At 47.2% G+C, this 17,353-nt stretch carries 15 protein-coding genes and 1 pseudogene; 3 read left to right on the top strand and 13 right to left on the bottom strand.

What is annotated here, in order from left to right:
• The 9 genes and pseudogenes from DK846_RS16910 to DK846_RS16950 form a co-directional block, all read right to left on the bottom strand.
• A pseudogene (locus tag DK846_RS16910) lies at positions 1-1,851 on the bottom strand (hypothetical protein); the annotation flags it as partial.
• Positions 1,848-2,180, bottom strand: coding sequence for a hypothetical protein (locus tag DK846_RS16915; RefSeq protein WP_109970183.1), 333 nt, complete (start codon positions 2,178-2,180; stop codon positions 1,848-1,850). The gene DK846_RS16915 and the pseudogene DK846_RS16910, both read right to left, overlap by 4 nt.
• Positions 2,167-2,412 carry a hypothetical protein gene (locus DK846_RS16920; RefSeq protein ID WP_146201267.1) on the bottom strand — a complete coding sequence of 82 codons (246 nt, stop codon included), beginning with the start codon at positions 2,410-2,412 and terminating at the stop codon, positions 2,167-2,169. Before DK846_RS16920 ends, DK846_RS16915 begins: the two co-directional genes overlap by 14 nt.
• Positions 2,413-2,767: 355 nt before the next feature.
• Entirely contained in the window at positions 2,768-3,301 is a 534-nt protein-coding gene (locus DK846_RS16925; protein ID WP_109970185.1) for a hypothetical protein, read from the bottom strand.
• A gap of 14 nt (positions 3,302-3,315) precedes the next feature.
• The gene (locus tag DK846_RS16930) at positions 3,316-3,819 is read right to left on the bottom strand and encodes a hypothetical protein (RefSeq protein WP_109970186.1); all 504 of its coding nucleotides are present in this window, start codon (positions 3,817-3,819) and stop codon (positions 3,316-3,318) included.
• A gap of 343 nt (positions 3,820-4,162) precedes the next feature.
• On the bottom strand, positions 4,163-4,510 hold the full coding sequence (locus tag DK846_RS16935) for a HepT-like ribonuclease domain-containing protein (RefSeq protein WP_109970187.1): 348 nt from the start codon (positions 4,508-4,510) through the stop codon (positions 4,163-4,165).
• Entirely contained in the window at positions 4,507-4,797 is a 291-nt protein-coding gene (locus DK846_RS16940; RefSeq protein WP_109970188.1) for a nucleotidyltransferase family protein, read from the bottom strand. The genes DK846_RS16935 and DK846_RS16940 overlap by 4 nt, the downstream gene beginning before the upstream one ends.
• Positions 4,798-5,012: 215 nt before the next feature.
• Positions 5,013-5,816: a hypothetical protein gene (locus DK846_RS16945; protein ID WP_109970189.1), complete on the bottom strand. Its 804-nt coding sequence runs from the start codon at positions 5,814-5,816 to the stop codon at positions 5,013-5,015.
• Positions 5,813-9,169 (bottom strand): beta strand repeat-containing protein, encoded by a 3,357-nt coding sequence (locus DK846_RS16950; RefSeq protein ID WP_181391849.1) that lies wholly within the window; start codon positions 9,167-9,169, stop codon positions 5,813-5,815. Before DK846_RS16950 ends, DK846_RS16945 begins: the two co-directional genes overlap by 4 nt.
• Between DK846_RS16950 and DK846_RS17810 the strand changes: the two genes are divergently transcribed.
• A complete protein-coding gene (locus DK846_RS17810) occupies positions 9,153-9,578 on the top strand; it encodes a hypothetical protein (protein ID WP_181391850.1) in 426 nt (141 codons plus the stop codon). The two genes, DK846_RS16950 and DK846_RS17810, sit on opposite strands and share 17 nt — an antisense overlap.
• 18 nt (positions 9,579-9,596) lie before the next feature.
• Positions 9,597-9,908, top strand: a complete 312-nt coding sequence (locus tag DK846_RS17815; protein WP_181391851.1) for a hypothetical protein — start codon at positions 9,597-9,599, stop codon at positions 9,906-9,908.
• Here DK846_RS17815 and DK846_RS16955 read toward each other — a convergent pair.
• Positions 9,856-10,620, bottom strand: coding sequence for a tetratricopeptide repeat protein (locus DK846_RS16955; protein ID WP_109970191.1), 765 nt, complete (start codon positions 10,618-10,620; stop codon positions 9,856-9,858). The genes DK846_RS17815 and DK846_RS16955 overlap by 53 nt on opposite strands.
• A 516-nt stretch (positions 10,621-11,136) precedes the next feature.
• Between DK846_RS16955 and DK846_RS16960 the strand changes: the two genes are divergently transcribed.
• On the top strand, positions 11,137-12,684 hold the full coding sequence (locus DK846_RS16960) for a hypothetical protein (RefSeq protein ID WP_109970192.1): 1,548 nt from the start codon (positions 11,137-11,139) through the stop codon (positions 12,682-12,684).
• A 14-nt stretch (positions 12,685-12,698) separates the two neighbouring features.
• Here the strand turns inward: DK846_RS16960 and DK846_RS16965 are convergent, their stop codons facing one another.
• The 3 genes from DK846_RS16965 to DK846_RS16975 all read right to left on the bottom strand — a co-directional run bounded on the left by DK846_RS16965 (position 12,699) and on the right by DK846_RS16975 (position 17,216).
• Complete coding sequence (locus DK846_RS16965) at positions 12,699-14,354, bottom strand: PAS domain-containing protein (protein ID WP_109970193.1); 1,656 nt, start codon at positions 14,352-14,354, stop codon at positions 12,699-12,701.
• A gap of 273 nt (positions 14,355-14,627) precedes the next feature.
• On the bottom strand, positions 14,628-15,200 hold the full coding sequence (locus DK846_RS16970; protein WP_109970194.1) for a chemotaxis protein CheW: 573 nt from the start codon (positions 15,198-15,200) through the stop codon (positions 14,628-14,630).
• A gap of 24 nt (positions 15,201-15,224) precedes the next feature.
• A complete protein-coding gene (locus DK846_RS16975) occupies positions 15,225-17,216 on the bottom strand; it encodes a HAMP domain-containing methyl-accepting chemotaxis protein (RefSeq protein WP_109970195.1) in 1,992 nt (663 codons plus the stop codon).
• Positions 17,217-17,353: the final 137 nt, after the last annotated feature.

Consider the following 17,353-nt stretch of genomic DNA (forward strand, 5'->3'; position numbering starts at 1 on the left):
GAGCGTTGCATGAGCCTTCACGAGATCGAGCACCATATCAGGATTTCTCCGGTTCAGTGCCGAAGAAAACCTGATCCTCTTTGCAAATGGAACAACAACCCAGGCAGGTGATATCTGTCTCCATATCTCCTGGCAAACGCGGGCCTCATCCCTGATATCTATCCTCTCCGGCCTGAGTCCTTCAGCCTCAGAAAGAGTTCTCTCAAGAACCGCTGCATCCTGCTCTTCGGAATCATCAATCCAGCAGGTCAGCATCCTGTTCCAGACTTGATCGTCTCCGGTCCCATCAACCTTGGCAATCCACCAGACACACCTTTCAGGGATAATGCAGGTCTCACCTACCCGGTCCTTGCTCACAGTTCGGTATGTAAAAGGACGACGAAACGAGGTTGTCACACCTTTAAGAATCTCCTGCATCTGGTCAGATAACGCAACATCATCAAGAGCAATCACACTTCCCGGCTGCATGCCTTTGATGTAAAAGAGGGCCTTCTCACTCATCCGGCCTTCAAGCCTGAACTCCGGGGGTACCTGGTTCATCATCGTCTCAAAGGCATGGGACTTCCCTTTGCCGGATTCACCGGTCACCGAGACATGCAGACCCCGGGCATTGACAACCTTCCGGGAAGCAAGTGACATCACCAGGCATTCGGCAACCACCGGATCTCCGATATGATCCAGGGCAAAGGTCTCAAGCATGTACGCAAGGGGATCGCCACTTCGAAGGATTGCTGATGCGGTTTTTGAGATCTCATCAGATACTTCGTGGAAATCATCCTGTGGCATAGAACCAGCTGAAGAATCTGACTTATTGTTGTTCTTCTTTTCTCCATTCAGGCAGCGGGATGACGCATGACCTTCAAACATTGACCTAAGTTCAGGCCACCGCTGTGTTCCTCCTTTGCACGACGAATGATGACATCCGGCAAAGATGGCACCGTTTGAGAACTGGATTGCATATGCCCCGTCTGTATGTTCTGATGAGAACGGGCATTGATCAAAAACAAAGAGCGTTCCTCCGGCGTAGGGCTTCTGGCGGTACCCGAGAGAATACTGGTCAAGCCATGATGCAAGGTCAAGAGGATTTTTTTTACTCCGTGACTTGACTGACTGGATGACATCAGCCTCTTTTGGAAACATCCCGGCAAAAGAGGTCAACAATCCAAAAGGCAGGATCTCCTGCTCATCAGGAACAGAGATTACCGCTGCTTTCCGGTGTGGCCGTGCAGCAATATTATCCCCTTTCCTGCTTGTTGTTCCATACAGTTTCCAGATCCTGGCAGCGTTGTATACCGAGGTGTCAACGGTTGAAAATTCATCTGAAAAGAGGATATCCAGAGTCTCAAGGATACCTCTGATCAGATCCCGTGACTGTTCATCGTTTGGAAGATCAACCAGGTATAACAGGTGTGCACCATTGCCTGAGTCTGCCATGACCGGCTCAGGCCATCCGAGATCAGTAAGATATGCTGAAATTCGTGCTGCTTTCTCTATCGCTGAGTCATGCTCTGAATCTGACGAGGATACTCCGGAGGGTCGAACCGGGTCGATATCTATCGGAAGCCATCTCCGGGAGAGAATATCACTGTCTCCTGCAGACTTCTCGTCTCTGCCGAGCCGGGTTTCGATCCTGTTGGCCCGGCGTGCCAGGAGGTCAGGGTTCACCGGGTTAAGGGTAACATATGCCCCTGCATACTCACCCCGGTTGTCAAACGAGACTGCATCAGCACTGAGCCGGTCAAAGTTGTTGTAATACCCGGATGCTGTTCCCCGCTTTCCAATCAGTCTTACCTCGACTGTCTGACCGGGCTCAAAGAGAACAGAACAGGCTGAACGTGTCGGGTGATTCATAAAAACCCTCCTCTGATAAGCAAGGCTCCACCAGGGAGAATCTGATATCTCTGCCACTCTTTTGAGGCAAAGACCCAAATCTGCATAGTCCCGGGCAGGGTCCTCTCTTTGACTAGAGATGCAAGCAGGCTGACATCGCGTGCAAACCGGGATATTCCACCGCTGCGGGTTCTTCTGACTGCAATAAAGAGGGTCTTTTCTTTGTTCCAGGCTACAAGATCAAACAGACGTGATGAGCCTGCAACCCTGATAACCACGTAACCATTTTTATCAAGTTCTGCTGCTGCATCAAAGAGAATAGTCCGGGCAGTGAGACTAGTTCCTGCCATCGTGGCCACCCCCTGATCTGAATGAGAGATGTATAGAGCCCACTGAAGGAGCGTGGATACCGGACCCGGAGATCCATCTGCCGGGAATGGAACTGCAATCCAGGAGTAAGACCCAGAATGACAGAAAGGTACAAAGGCTCTTAAGATTATACAGATAGTTTATCCCCGCCGATCTTCCCGGTCCGCCAAGATAGAGAAGGGTTGTGCGGGGTTCTCTTTTCATTTGATTCATAGTATCACATCAAATCGTTTTGTGCCATTCATCCTCCCCAGCTTGGTGCCTTGTGGCTGGTATTTCCCATCAGAAAACAGGTTTGTCCATCCAGATGGTACCGCCTGCTTCAATGCTGAAATTCTATAATGGAATTGGTGATTCGCCAGACCTGTCCAGGTTTTCTGGAGTGGTCAGGATGAATATGCCACATGGTGATTCAGTACCATGGTATCTAAAGATTAGGTAAATGGGGCGAAAGTGATCAGGGGGATCTGGATTATCTCTGTATCGTGCCCAAATCACGAAACAGTGAGTAAATGTGCGAGCATTTACTTTCGCACAATCCCCCTGATCTCATCATTTTTAGGTTTTTTTAGAGTCTGACCAGATCATGGATGGTCATGTTCCCTGATACAAACCCTTCTGATCCTGTTGTATCATTTCCTTGAATTTCAGATCCGAGGATCATCAGCCCGGTCCCGTTCACCAGGGTCTCGCCAGAGAGCCCTGACCCTGATACCCTGCTCATGGTATATACTCCATGCTCAAGGATACCGGATGTAAAGAGATCAGCACGACTATCTCCGGTGACTGAATCCCTGGTCAGAAAGACACAGACCGGTGTAAGAGGAGAAACAGAATTCCCGGTTGTATAATCAGAGAAGAGGGCCTGGCCGGCCCCCGTTACTGAAATCCCGACTCCGGATTCTTCTCCGGTTATAATCCGTGAAAGTTCTGAGACCCCGACTGTTATGACCCGGGAGGCAAACGATCCGTTTGCATCTTCACCAGATCCAGAGAGCAGGATGGTTCCGTCTGTGCTGATCGTTGTTCCCAGGTACTCTGCTCCGGTGAGAGAGGCCAGGATCACAAAAAGTGATCCAAGAACCAGTGCACAACGCCGCATGATTCCCCCCGGGTTTATGCCAGGAGAGCAACGGTATCTGCCCAGGTTTCTATCCCGGAAACGATGCTGTCTGCTTCGTATCCGGATACCACAACACTGTCACGTCTGAACGTGACCGTGAAGGTCTCGCCGTTTGTGTTGTGACATTTGAGAGCACAACTGAAGGAGTCTTCAGAGCTGTCATGGGATGGTGTTCCCCCCATTGCAGTGTTTATTGCCGATGCAGCCACGATGGTGGTTACATTGGTGCTGAAAGCCGCAGAAGTCGGAGCCCTGACCGATATCTGCCCGACAGTCTTTGCCTCTGCATTCTCATACACGATCTTTCCAGAGTAGTGTTCAGATCCTCTGACAACCCCTGCGACAGTCTCATTGTTTGAGGTGTAGGATGTGCATCCCCAGGGGTTGTTCTCGATGACATCCTGGACAAGTGCCAGGAAGTTTGCTACGGTGTCGATAGGTGAACTGAGTTTTCGCTCAGCTGACTTGGTGACACTCTTGGTTGTAAAGTCTGCCATTGTTCGATTCCCTAGCCGCATTTCACGGCTATGTATAATGTTGACTCGGGTAGAAAAGTAATTTTAAAGGGGGGTGAAACGATAGGAGAATTATTGTCGGATAAAGAATTCGGATGAATTGAAGAATTTTTTTTGTGCACCTAATCTCTTATACTGGCAGCCTGGAACCATACCGGAGCCTGTTGTTCAGGGTTCTTCGCTGGTGATTTCGGTTTTATTGTTGTATTGATAGGGAACAATACTGATATTAAATAATGGGGTAAACATCGAAAGTAACGAATAATCCCAAAAAAGTCCAACTATTGAGTCCAGAATCAATAGGATTGTATGTAAGTTCTGATTATCACATATCGATGGAATGTTCATCAGATAGGATATCAATAATTACCGATTTTAATGCTGGTATCTCTGATACAACAACATTCCATACAGCTTCCAGATCTACACCCATATATCTATGAATTAATATGTCTCTAAATCCTGCAATATTGCGCCATGGAATCTCAGGATGCTCTGCCTTTACCTGGTTGGACACTTGTTTAACTGCTTCGCCTATGGTCTCGAAATTTCGTATAACCGCATCCTGTATCATTTGAGATGCCATAAATTCATCCCGGCCACCCTGAGTATACGATTCAATTTTTCCGATGAAGTCAAGCATTTGGAGAAGATACACCCTGTTATCTTTCACAAGGGGATAGCCTCCTGAATAATCTGGTCTCTGATATAGGTATTCAGACCATTTTCCGTCACTACATCAACATTACGTTCGAGTAGATCCTGGAGATCCTGAATGAGGGCAATATGATCAATCAGGCTTCTGCCAGGTTCAAATTCTACAAGAAGATCGAGATCACTTTCAGGTGTATCCTCACCTCTGATGACAGATCCAAAAATTCGTATTTTTCGTGCCCCATGTATTGCTGCGACCTTTTGGATTGCTTCCTTTCTCCGGATTACATCATCATACATGCTCATATAAATCTCGTACCTGAAATGTTCTAGTTATTCTCTGGCACTGTTATTTGAAGAGGATATTATGATGATACTTCCCTGTGGAGGGTTCAAACCGGATTAAACGATATCACAAGAAGTATCATAAATTGGATCTTCTTACCATTACTTTGAGTGCCCAATATGAGAGTCTTTCCTATGTGAGAAAGATATACTCATGAGTGGGGAAGAGATCCCATTCACGCCCTCATCCCGGATACGTACCCGAACCGTTTCTGCAGGTTTCTAATCTCACCGGATGCCTCTGTTCTATCCCTCCATGAGTTCGTTGCAGCGGTCCTATTCCAGGTATCATCTGACAGGTTGGTATCCCGGGCTTCCATGATACTTCTAGCAAACTCGGTTCTGACCGTCCCCTGTGCAGGTACATTCTTGTCAGCCGTAACCGCTATCCGGTAGTTCAGGGCTGCCGGGGTGCTGAATCCCCCTGCTGATCTGATCTCTCCCTTGGTAGAGATCTTTGCCTGGTTGATGTTGATGAGATCACTTTTTGCCTGGACTATATTGCAGAATGCAGGCAGTTGTATCTCGTTCTGATCTGAAAAGACACATCGTATGGATGGCGACCCACTGGACCAATTGCCCATATTGTTCATCATCAGGCTCTCTGCTCCGAGGAGGTGGGAACCGTCATGGCTTTTGTAGGTTAGGATCTTCTCGCTGTCAATGTTGTATGCCGATCTACCCAGGGAGTTTGAGTCAAACTCGAAGTTTTTCACTTCTATAACATTTCCACCGTTTCCCATGAGTGAGTCGCTGTACCGGACAAGTGAGATCAGATCCGAGCTGTTGAGGATGTTGTTCTCGATTGGAGTTCCGCTTGCTACAGTCCAGTCCATCTTCGTTGACTGGTCTGTGATCCCGGTTGCACTGAGTGTTGTTCCGATAGAGAATATCTGCGATTCAGGCATGCCTGAAGGGAGCCGGTCTGCAGATACTCCTCCGATAAGCAGGAGCACGAGGAAAAGACAGATCCACTTCATGGCGATCTCACCGTGACCGTTCCATCAGCTCCGATGGTTACCGTGAACTGCACTGGATCTCCAGCAGGTATGCGGATATCCTGCCCGGTGGTCGGATCTCTGGTGATCTGCATCGGTTTGAAGATGTAGACGTAGGTTCCGGCCAGTGATGGAACATTGAGAAGATAGGTGAGTTGGTAGGTTCCGTCCTTGAATACGAGCGGCTGTTCTCCTATCGACTGAGCCAGGGCGTTTGCCGGGACCAGTACGATCCGGGCCTGGGATGAGAGCTGGATCGTTCCTTTGTTCTCAAGAAGAAGGAACAGGGTTCCTGGGCTCCCTGATGCTGTACTGCCTGAAAATGTTGCTGATGTGATGACAAGGTAGATACCGGGGTGGTCAGGGGTTGAATCGCTCTGATCCATGAAATATGAGTCTGACTCATCGTTTGTGGTGGTCGGGGTCGCCGTGGGTATTACCGTAGGTGAAAGCGTCGGGGCCGTAGTCGGTAGTGTCCCGATCAGGGGATTCTCGTCATATACCCCTGATGTCACTTCGTATGGAGTCAGCGAGTACCCGGTCTCGTTCGGGGTTTGCTGGTCTGACCAGCCGTCACCGGTTGGGTTGCTCCAGTAGTTACCGGCATGGTATGAGCCGCCGACGATGTTTGATCCAAGCCTAGGTTCGGAGTTGTTCCAGTGGTACTGGCCCGCTGAAGAGGCCGTTGCACAGACGTTCAGGTCATTGCCGAAGTAGTTGTTGAAGATGTACCCGTCTCCGCCGTTGTCAGAGATGTTGAGCCCTGCTTCGGTGTTCTGGTTTATCCGGTTCCCGGTCAGGTTCAGGCCAGTCGCTGAGTTTGAGATCCCGATGCCGTACCTGTTCCCGGAGACACGGTTGCCGGTGATGGTGGCGTCGTTTCCGGTAGTGTTGATGCCAAACCCGCCGGTGAGTGTCAGGGTTTTTATGGCTAGATTGTAATCTGTTGCGGTTGCAGATCCGGTTATCGTATTATTGGAGGCGGTGTTGTTGGAGACAGTATCATAGAGGCCAGATGAGAAGATACCGGTACCACCTGTAGAACTGGACGAGGAGGAGTGGAAGGCGAAGGAATAGGTGGAGGCGGAGTCAGAATACGAAGATGAAAAAGCACAATTATTGTTATTATGGTTATTCTCAATCGTAACGTTGTTCCCTTGTGAATAGATGCCATAACCACCAATAGACGTGGACTTTGATGTGATATTACTTGAAACTCCACTGGAATATGAAGATGTACTTACATAATTATTATTTACCTGATTGCCTGAAATGGTTACATTACTGCCAAGGGAGTAAATTCCATAACCTCCAGACGCCATGGCAGTGGATGTGATATTTTCATAAGATGTGGATCGTAAGGAGGAGGATGCATACGCTGAGTTATTATTCGCCGTGTTATTCGCGATAAACGAATTTTTTCCAATCGAAAAGAGTCCGTATCCTCCAGTTACATTCACATGGGAGGCGACAACCGATGAACTGCCGGACGTGCTATTGATCCCGGTCACCGCGTTGAAGCTCGCGTTGTTCCCCTGGATCGTCGAATAATCACCGGTCGAATAGATCCCGTATCCACCGGTGACCTCCCCATCCCCGGTGGCATTATTGAAACACGCGATGTTATCACTGATATTCGCGTAACCACCGGACGACCTGATCCCGTACACGTTCCTACTTGCGGTGTTCTCGGTGATCGAGGATCTCTGACCGCTTGAGGCGATGCCGCTGTCTGAATTGAACGAAGCGTTGTTACCGGTGATGGTGGCGTCGTTTCCAGTGGAGTTGATGCCAAAGCCGCCGATGAGGGAGGTAGTGGTGGCATTTTTTATGGCGTTCGCAAATGCACTGGCTGAAACAGTTGCGGTGTTGGCATTGGCGATGTTGTTCGTGATGGTGGCATCGGTGCCTGTGGCATTTATGCCGTAACCACCGGTGGCAGAGGCAGAATTTGAATTGGTAGAGACAGATAAATGGCCAAAGGCAGAGGCATTAAGGATAGCAGTCACATAGTTAGAACTCGCATTGTTGTTCGTCATAGTAACATTGGTCCCCGTCGCTTCTATTCCGAAGCCACCTGTCGCAGATGCGGAATTGAGATCAGAATTGCCAATGTAAGAACCAGAGATAGATCCAGAGGAATTGAGAATAGCAGTCGCTGAGTTTAAATTCGCATTGTTGTTTGTTATGGTCGCATTGCTACCAGTTACTTCTATTCCGTAACCACCTGTCACAGATGCAGAATTGGAATTAGATCTGGTAATGTCATCGATGATGGTGGTAGAGACAGAGGAATTGAGAATAGCAGTCGCTGAGTTTAAATTCGCATTGTTGTTGGTTATGGTCGCATTACTACTGGTCACTTCTATTCCGTAACCACCTGTCGCAGTTGCTGAATTGAAATCAGAATAGCCATTAGAACTGTCATGGGTATAGGCATTGAGAGAAGCAGTAGCTGAGTTTAAGTTCGCATTGTTGTTTGTTATCGTCGCATTGCTACCGGTTACTTCTATTCCGTAGCCACCTGTCGCAGTTGCAGAATTGGAATAAACAGAACTACTGCCAGAGGCAGAGACATTAAGGATAGCCATTGCCGAATTGTTATATGCAATATTATCCCTGATTATCACATCACTCCCGGTTGAGTAGATCCCGTACCCACCCGTGGCGTTGACCTTAATATTCACAATATTTGTGGCAGTCACCTCACGTGACGCATTCACCGAGTTGAAACTCGCGTTGTTCCCTGCAATCGTCGCGTAATCGCCAGATGACCAGATCCCATACCCGCCGGTAACCTCCCCATCCCCGGTTGCATTATTGAAACACGCTATGTTATCGGTGATATTCGCGAAAGCACCCGATGCCCAGATCCCGTACACATTACTGCTCGCATTATTCCCAAATATCGTCGCAGACGTGTTATTGGAGTAGATCCCGTAATCGTTCCAGTACACTGTGTTGTTCTCTATCTCAGCATCCTCTGCATACGCTGAGATCCCGTGCTCAAACCCGGTGATACCGGCAAAGTTCTCAACCGTCGCACCTTTTGCCGTTGAGTCTATCAGCACACCCGATGTCCCCGTGTTGTCTGTTCCGGTGAACGAGATGGTATGACTGTTCCCGTCCAGGGTGACATCTGATGCCTGGATCTCGATGGCAAAACTATTCGTTGTGGATATGTCTTCTTCAAGATAATACTCGGCATTTTCGCCAAATATCGTGTACGAAACATTCCCAGACCCGAAATCATTGTATGAATATCCGGTTTCAGGCTTCCCTCCCGTCGTGTTGAGCGCAACCCTGACTCCGGAACTGGTGCTCGTCACCGTCACAGTCCCGAGTGTTACAACACCTGAACCTGAACCTTCGCTTGCCGGAGAGGTTGAAGATAAACTTCTGCTCATTGAGAAGAGACGTGTAGGAGTGGTAGGGGTATCAGATGAGTCGTCAGAACTCTCAGACAGGTTGGTGCTGTTTGTCAGCGAAAGACCGTCAGATCCAGAAGAACCTCCGGTGGATTCTGTCGTGTTTGATGCTTCAGAGAGCGAAGCAAAGGCAGCGGTAAGAGTCGTCTCCTCTTCAGCAGAACCAGCTGAGCCCGAATCCTCTGAACCGGTCGTGTTAGGTGCCGATGTCGTTGCGTTTGATGAAGATGAACCTGAAGAAGAGGCTGATAGTGTGGAGTTGGGGGCAGAGTCGGATGAAGACGTGTCTGGTGGAGAGGATGTATCTGATGTCTGAGAGCCGGAGGGTGATGATGTGTTCGTCGTTGACGTTGGATTGGTAGTTATTGTGGTTGAGGGACTGCTCGATGAAGACATATCGGTAGTTGATGAACCGGTAGTAGTTGTGGTTGAGGGATTGCTCGATGAAGACGTATCGATTGTGGCTCCTGAAGTTGAAGAAATGTCTGTAGATGCTGAACTACCGGAGGTATCAGTTGAATTCTCGTCTGCAAAAATGACAGGTGTAGTCACTGCAAGGAGGATGACAAGTATGAGGAATAATCCAAAGACCTTCATCGCACAACACCCATCCCCTGAAGTTTCTTCAGGTACTGGGCAGCTTTAGTCTTACCCTGTGGATCGTTGCTTATCGCGGTCTTAAAGGCAGACTTTGCCTCTGCGTACCGGTTCTGTGCAATCCTGATCACCCCGAGATTGGTATAGGCCATGGCAGCACCGGACGGATCGGCCTCAATCGCATTCAGAAATGCCATCTCTGCCGCTGTAATATCATTCTTCATGAACTTGGCACCCCCAATGCCGGTGTACATATCCACAGCAACCTGGCCTTTTGCATCCCCTTCAGCAGCCTCAAATGCGGCAATCGCCTCGTCATATCTGCCGATTCCTGCAAGAAGCGTCCCTTTCTTGACGTTCGCCTCTGCAGTCAGTTCCTTATTGCCTGAAGCAGACACCCTGCCATAACTCGTCAGTGCTTCCTCCGGCCTGCCAAGTTTCTCCTGGGAAACCCCGAGGTTGATCCAGCCACGACCATACCCGGGATCGAGATCAACTGCCTTCTGATAACTCCCGGCTGCCAGATCAGGCTTGCCAAGTGCCATGTAACAGGTACCGATATTATTCAGCACCGGAGCCTGTGCAGGCCCTGTCGTCTCACCGAGTTCTTTCTCAAACGCAGCAAGTGCTCCGGCATAGTCCCCGGATGAGAACAGATCTGTACCGGCACCTTCTGCACGGGGAATCACAACCAACGCGGTTCCCACAACTACCAACAGGAAGACAAGCCATAGTATCCAGCGAGACCACCTCCTTTCCATACACCCGGTTCTCCGGGTGCAAAGGCATAAAGGTTGAGGGAAAAATATCAGAACGCAGATGAAAAATTCTGCATATTTTACATATTATTTTTAAATTATAAATTCTTAAAATTGATTAAATAGTGAAATGACTACATTGTGCAGGACATAAAAAAGGATGAGTAATTTAAAGATACATATGTAATAAAATATTGTGATACTTGACATCTTTCACAGAATTTCTGAATATCCTGCACAATGTAAAATTCAAAAACTGAGAAAATAAGATTCTTTGAATAACCGAAACACAAAATTATTAGATATCATGAGCACAATAGAGGAAACAGAATAAATGTGCAGGACATTACTGTGCACCTGCGCAGACGGTAAAAAATTCTAACCAAAACGTGCCGGATTTCAAAACCCGGCTAAAAATGCAGGACCCTGATTTATCACATACCTGCACCGGCATACAATAGCCTCGTAAATCAGGGGATTTGCTGATACGCGGCAGAAACTAAATCGGCTGACAAGAGTATGATCATCACACAACAGAACCGGGAGACTGTCCTCCAGACATTTCGTGAGTATCCTGCAGGACTCTCCATATCAGACCTCTCACGAAAATGTGGGGTCAATCGCAACAAGTGCTCTCAAATATGCAGCGATTATCACAAAAAGGACATACTCGGGCTGATTCAGAAGAGTTCATACAAGATATACTTCCTCAAACACCAGTCGGTCCTCAACCAGATCATAGAATCCATACATGGACCGGTACTGGTCGTCAACGAATCGTTTGCCGTCATTGGAACCAACAAAGAGTATAATACTACATTCAAGACCAACCCTGATGAGATCCTTGGCAGATCAGCAGAAGAGATGCTAAACCCCATCCTCCCTGATCTCATCCCGCTGATTAAAGAACAGGCACGACCTGGAATGGGCGGGAAAACAGCCACCTTCCCAGACGAGACCGGAGCACCCCGGTGCAGAACCCTCACCATTGCACTCAACGAAAGCCAGTTCTGTATCATCATCCTGAAGGCAGATACACCCATAGAGAACCAGGTCAATGACCTGACAAGGGCAGCAGAAAACAAACTCAAATCAGCGTCCCTGGCACTCATGGCAGAAAAGACCTGGCCTGATGCACTTGGAGAGATCGCAAAAATACTCCACGAAACCATACCTGATACCCTTATTGTTACCCTGCTCATAGATGAACCGGCCAGTTCATGCACCATCCATACCGTCTCCACTCCTGAAAACACAGAGCAGCAGGAGATCCCTGACAAAACCCCCATCCAGCTCAGCGGGATAGAACTTCTCCAGTACAAGACCACTAAACCGGTCACCTACTACACCGGAACCCAGGAATCCCTGCAAAACACCCCTCTCCCGGAAGCAATCAAGACATTATGCATGGAGAAGGGAATCTCCTCGATATCACTAATCGGAATCAATTCTGACAGTAGCCTGACCAGCGTCCTCGGTATCGGGACCGGGGATAGCAGTATATCGACAGATTATGTACGGCTCCTCTCTGCAGTATCCGGGTATCTCACCCTGCTCTGCACAGTCTGTGAGACCACTTCAAAAACACAGAAGATACAGGCAGAGTATCAGAAGCATTATAGCGAGATATATGCCCTGCTCACCGAAAAAAACCAGGAGAATGTTGGTCTCATCACAGAATCAGAACACCTCAGGGCAATCCTCGGATCTGTCCTTGATCTCATGAAGATCTTTCTCATTGTGGTCACCAGGCAGGGGACCCTCGTAGCAGTAAACAAGACTGCATGTACAGCATACCAGATACCCCAGCAGAAGCTTACAGACAAGGCACCATTATCAGCAATACTCCCGCCTGATCTCGCAGCATCGCTTATGGCCCTCGTTCCTGACGAGACCGGGCATTTTCAAAAATCGTCTCATGACCGGTACATAGAAGAGCAGCAGACCGGCCAGATCCACTGGTACCTTTTCTCTTCGCCCAGCACACAACAGACAACCTCGTACCTCTTTATCGGCGAGCAGCAACCTGCAAAACTGATAAAATCCCTCAAATCACTGCAGACCTGAATAACCAGCATTGATCAGGTCTTGCGTATATTTTCACCAGACCGGGATGGAGCAGTACTCATATTCTGTGTAGCCATCTCAACAATCTCTTCAAGAGTGTGACGATTCTCCTGGCCCAAACCACCATTCTCACTTCGTGCGATCTGAGAGACCTGGTTCCACAGGTACACATCATTTGCAACAATCCGGTTCAGAACCTCGTTGTCAAGACGCATCTGCCCCATGGCAGCACTGGTTTTTGAAATGTCCCGGATACACATCTCAACCAGAACCTGATCGTCATACACAAGCCTGCTCAGCCGTACCTCTGTCTCAACCGGGACACCATCAGCAATAAAATCCCAGGGAAAGTCAATCAGGGTTCCGGCCGCTGCCTGTGAGATCTGGTATTTGAGTTTATCAGGAACATCAGACTGACGACCCTGCACCGGGGCAGACAGCAGGCATGGGTCAAGACCGGTGATCTCAGATCTTTTCTTCCCAAAAAACTCCAGTGCCACCGGATTACAATCACTGATGGTCCCGTTTGCAATAATCAGGATCGCATCACGGTGCGAGTTGAAAAACTCCCGGTATAAGAGTTCATGTCGTTTCCGCTCCTTTTCAATCAAAAGTCTGGAATTTGCTTCTGATACCTGCTTTTCAAGGAGTATATTATGGGTGATATCTGTTATCATGAGCAGGTATACCTCTTCTGCACCGATATTCCCATGATCATGCTGGACAGATATCCGGTACCACCGGGTCTCATCATCGGTCGAGACCGATAGGGGAGATGCACTCTGGAGAAGATCCGGGCTCGTGAGCATGCCGGTAAACCCTTCAGGAAAGGCTGGAATTTCAGAAGGCTCCTTTCCAAAGACCTCAGCCAGACTTGTATGAAGGATCTTCTCTGCTGTCTGGTTCATATCAATAATCTGACACCGGTTATTGAGCACGACAAGCCCGGACTCAACAACCCCAAAAAATCGCTCACGAAATACAGGAGAGAATGTGAGCAGATCAAAATAGAGCATCCCGAACCCGAATATGAGTCCGCAGATTCCGAAATGTATACCTACCGGATTAAACCAGGGAAACAACCTGCTGTCAAAGAACGTGACAAGCAGAACAACCAGGCAGGATGTTCCGACAAGGATCAGGATCTGGTACTTGAACTGATCAGAAACATTCCTGTACTTCTGAATCAGAATGGCGATTCCTGCCAGATACAGAATGCAGCATTTTACCAGTGCTGACATCCCGAATATCCACAAAAAAGAATCTAGCAAGGGAATACCAGAACTATAGGAGTAATGCCTGATCATCTGGAACACGATATTTCCGATGATCGTATATCCAAGAAGGAAAGCAATGATCGGCCTCGTCAGATACTTTGACTTTCCTGCATAAAGCAGACAGAAGAAGAACCAGATGGTCGTGACAAGGTGACCACAGAAGTTGGTCAGGAGATTTAACACCGGAGATACTGGATATGGTCCGAATTCGGGATAGATCTCTCCTATATTTTCAAGGCCCAGGAGCAGGCAGATGATTGAGAGCAGAAAGAGGATCATCCAGAAGTAATACTGCCCAAGGATGGTTTTTCTCCGGTATACCTGAAGTGAGAGGTACAAAAGAATGACACTGCATTCAAGAGTAAATAATACCAGGAATGCAGTGACGGTCATATGATATACGGTACCTGGGTATTAGGGTTTGAATGTTACGAAAATATGGCGGATATCTCTGGTATGTATCACAGTAACACAAGAAACCGATACAGGGTTTAAAAATGAAAGAAAAGTGAAATACAAGTATGATCCCTGTTGTTCGTGATCAAAAAATCAAACCCATGATAGTAAGACACCAATGAGGACTGGTTTAGTCTTTATCTCATAAAACCATCAATATGGTGTTTGTTTCATACATTATAAAAATTAGGGCTAAAAATCGACTGATGATTAAAGGTTTTGCCTGATATTTTCTACGATCTTCTTGATATTTAACCAAAGAATTAGTTTTTCTTTAGCGTCGTCTTCAATCTGGTGTTGCCTGATAACCCCGATCATAACATCCCCTATTGTATGATCTGTTGTCTGTTCTCCACGTTCAATTTCGTCACTTCCATAGGTGCTGACAGAGAAGACATCCTGAACAAGAACACCGATCTTCTTCCCCATAACCATCTGATCCAGAACGATGATTCTTGGGTTCTTTGCAGCTTCTTCGTTTGTAGTAATGTGAAGGATCTCTTTAAGATCAATGATTGTTGTAATGGCACCCCGAAGATCTATTATCCCCTTAATATATGGTGGAGATTCAGGAATCGGAGTGATATCTTCTCCTGCAATCACTTCCCTGATGTCAAAGAGATCAAATGCAAATATCTCCTTGCCTATCTTAAACTCCACGACCTGAACTGAATTGCCTGATTTTCCACGTGCCAGGATCTTTCTGACAACACTGCCCGTTCCCCGGCGTTTACGCCTGTTTTTACGGCTTTTTTCTGATGCTGTTGTTGCTGTCTCCATCATCTGCTCCTTTTGTCCTGACCCGCATCAGACGATGAACTTGTTCATCTCATTAGAGATTCTCTGAATTGCCAATGCCCCGTCATTAACAACTTTATTAACCTGACTGACTGCACCTGAAACTTCTTCAGTAGACGCTGCAGATCCTGCTGCTTCATCTGATGTTTTTTCAATCAGAGTTCCCAGTTCATGAACACTCGCCGTGATCTCCTGGGTAGCAGCTGCCTGCTCTTCTGTCCCTCCGGCAATATCACTCATCTGCTGATTTATATCATCTATCTCAGAGGCGATCTGGTTGAATAGGACAAGGGTTTCAGAAACTGCCTCATTGCCAGTATATACCTCCTGTGTTGACTTCTTCATCGCTTCAGTAACTTCAGTAATTCTTTTCTGGAGGTTTCCTATGATCTCGGCAATATCTTCAGTTGAGTCCTGGGAATCCTGGGCAAGATCCTTTACTTCATCAGCTACGACTGCAAATCCGAGTCCGGCTTCTCCTGCCCGGGCTGCTTCTATTGCAGCGTTGAGGGCCAGCAGACTTGTCTGATCAGCTATCCGTGAGATAAGGAATACGATCTTTCCGATTTCCTCCATCTGTTCGCTGATATCGTTGACCATTGCTTCAGTTGTTGATACTGACTTCATGATCTCTGACATATTCTTGTCAGCCTGGTTTGCGAGCGTCTTTCCGCGGGCAGAAAGTTCAACAGTCTTCATGGCAGTCGTCGATGCCATCTCTGATTTAGAAGCGATGGTAGCAACTATTTTTGATAACTCATCCAGTGCCACCAGACTTTGTTTTACTCCATCACGACTCTGGTTTGAGTATGAACTCACATTTACTGCACCATCGGCAACAACACTTACACTGCCTGCAATCTCCTCCATACTTGCGGCAGTCTCTTCCATCCCTGATGTTAACGCTTCAATTTCAGTTTTAACTCCTCGTATTGCCAGAGAACACTGGATACCAACCTGGTTCATTGCATCTTTAAAGGTCAGAAATTCTCCTTTGACTTGTATCGAGTCATCGAACCTGGGTGTAAAATTAGATGAGGCATACGAGTCGGCAAGTTTCATGGCTTCGTGCAGGGGCTTTACAATTGCATCAATAAGTTCATTGATTCTTGAGATCATCCCAAGGAAATCGCCCCTGTAATCACCGGTATTAATCCGTCTGGAGAGGTTTCCATTCCCTGCTTCATCGGCAATATTCTGGATGTCATTACTGACTCCGTTGATGACTACTGTCATATCGTCAAAAGTTTTTGAAACCCGGGCTAATTCATCATCCCCATCCATCTGTATCCGGTATTCCAGGTTACCCTTCCCGATCTCTCCCATACCCTTGAATAGGAGGGTAAGTTGCTGATTCAGTCTTGAACTGACGAGATAGAAGATCAGGCAAATCAGGATAACAGTAATCACTAAGATGAGGATAGAAAGATTCCTGATAATTGAGTACAGATCCTGGGATTCTGCATATTCAGCTTTTGCGTCCTTCTCGTTTATTTCTATGAGGCTGTCAAGGACTGTATTCACTTCATCCATTAACTGCTTCGTTTCAGTATCCAGCAAATTTGTTGCATCTTCATGCTTTCCCTCCGATGCAAGAGCCATCACCTCTTTTGCAGAAGTTTTATATTCTTTCCAGTTTGAGTCAAATTTGTTTATGATTGACAGATCTTCTGATGACAGGTCCGTTTTTCTGAACTGGTCAACCTGTTCCATCATCTTCTTTTCATGATCTGTGAGTTTTTCAGATATTACAGCCATCTTTGCCTTATCTGTCTGACACACATAATCTACGACAGAATAGGAGTATTCCATGAAAAAAATGTCTGCTTTACTGGTCTGCATGAGTGGTTCAAGTTGGTCTGAAAACATTTTATGAACCATTTCATTCATAGCATATGTCCCATAAATGCCAGCACTACCAAGGACGAGTGCAAATAAGATTGTAATAACAATCTGGATCTTAAGTTTGTTCACCAGTGACTGCTTTTGAAAAGATATCATTTTTCCCCCGATTCTCTCTTATGGCACTCTTAACCTAGATCTTCCTGATCTATGATTGCTCAGCATGATGTCGAACTATCAAGACTCGATGATGTATTATCAATCGCGTGCAGAATTTGTAAATTTGAATTCTGGCT

The organism is Methanospirillum lacunae (assembly GCF_003173355.1).
Taxonomy (GTDB): domain Archaea; phylum Halobacteriota; class Methanomicrobia; order Methanomicrobiales; family Methanospirillaceae; genus Methanospirillum; species Methanospirillum lacunae.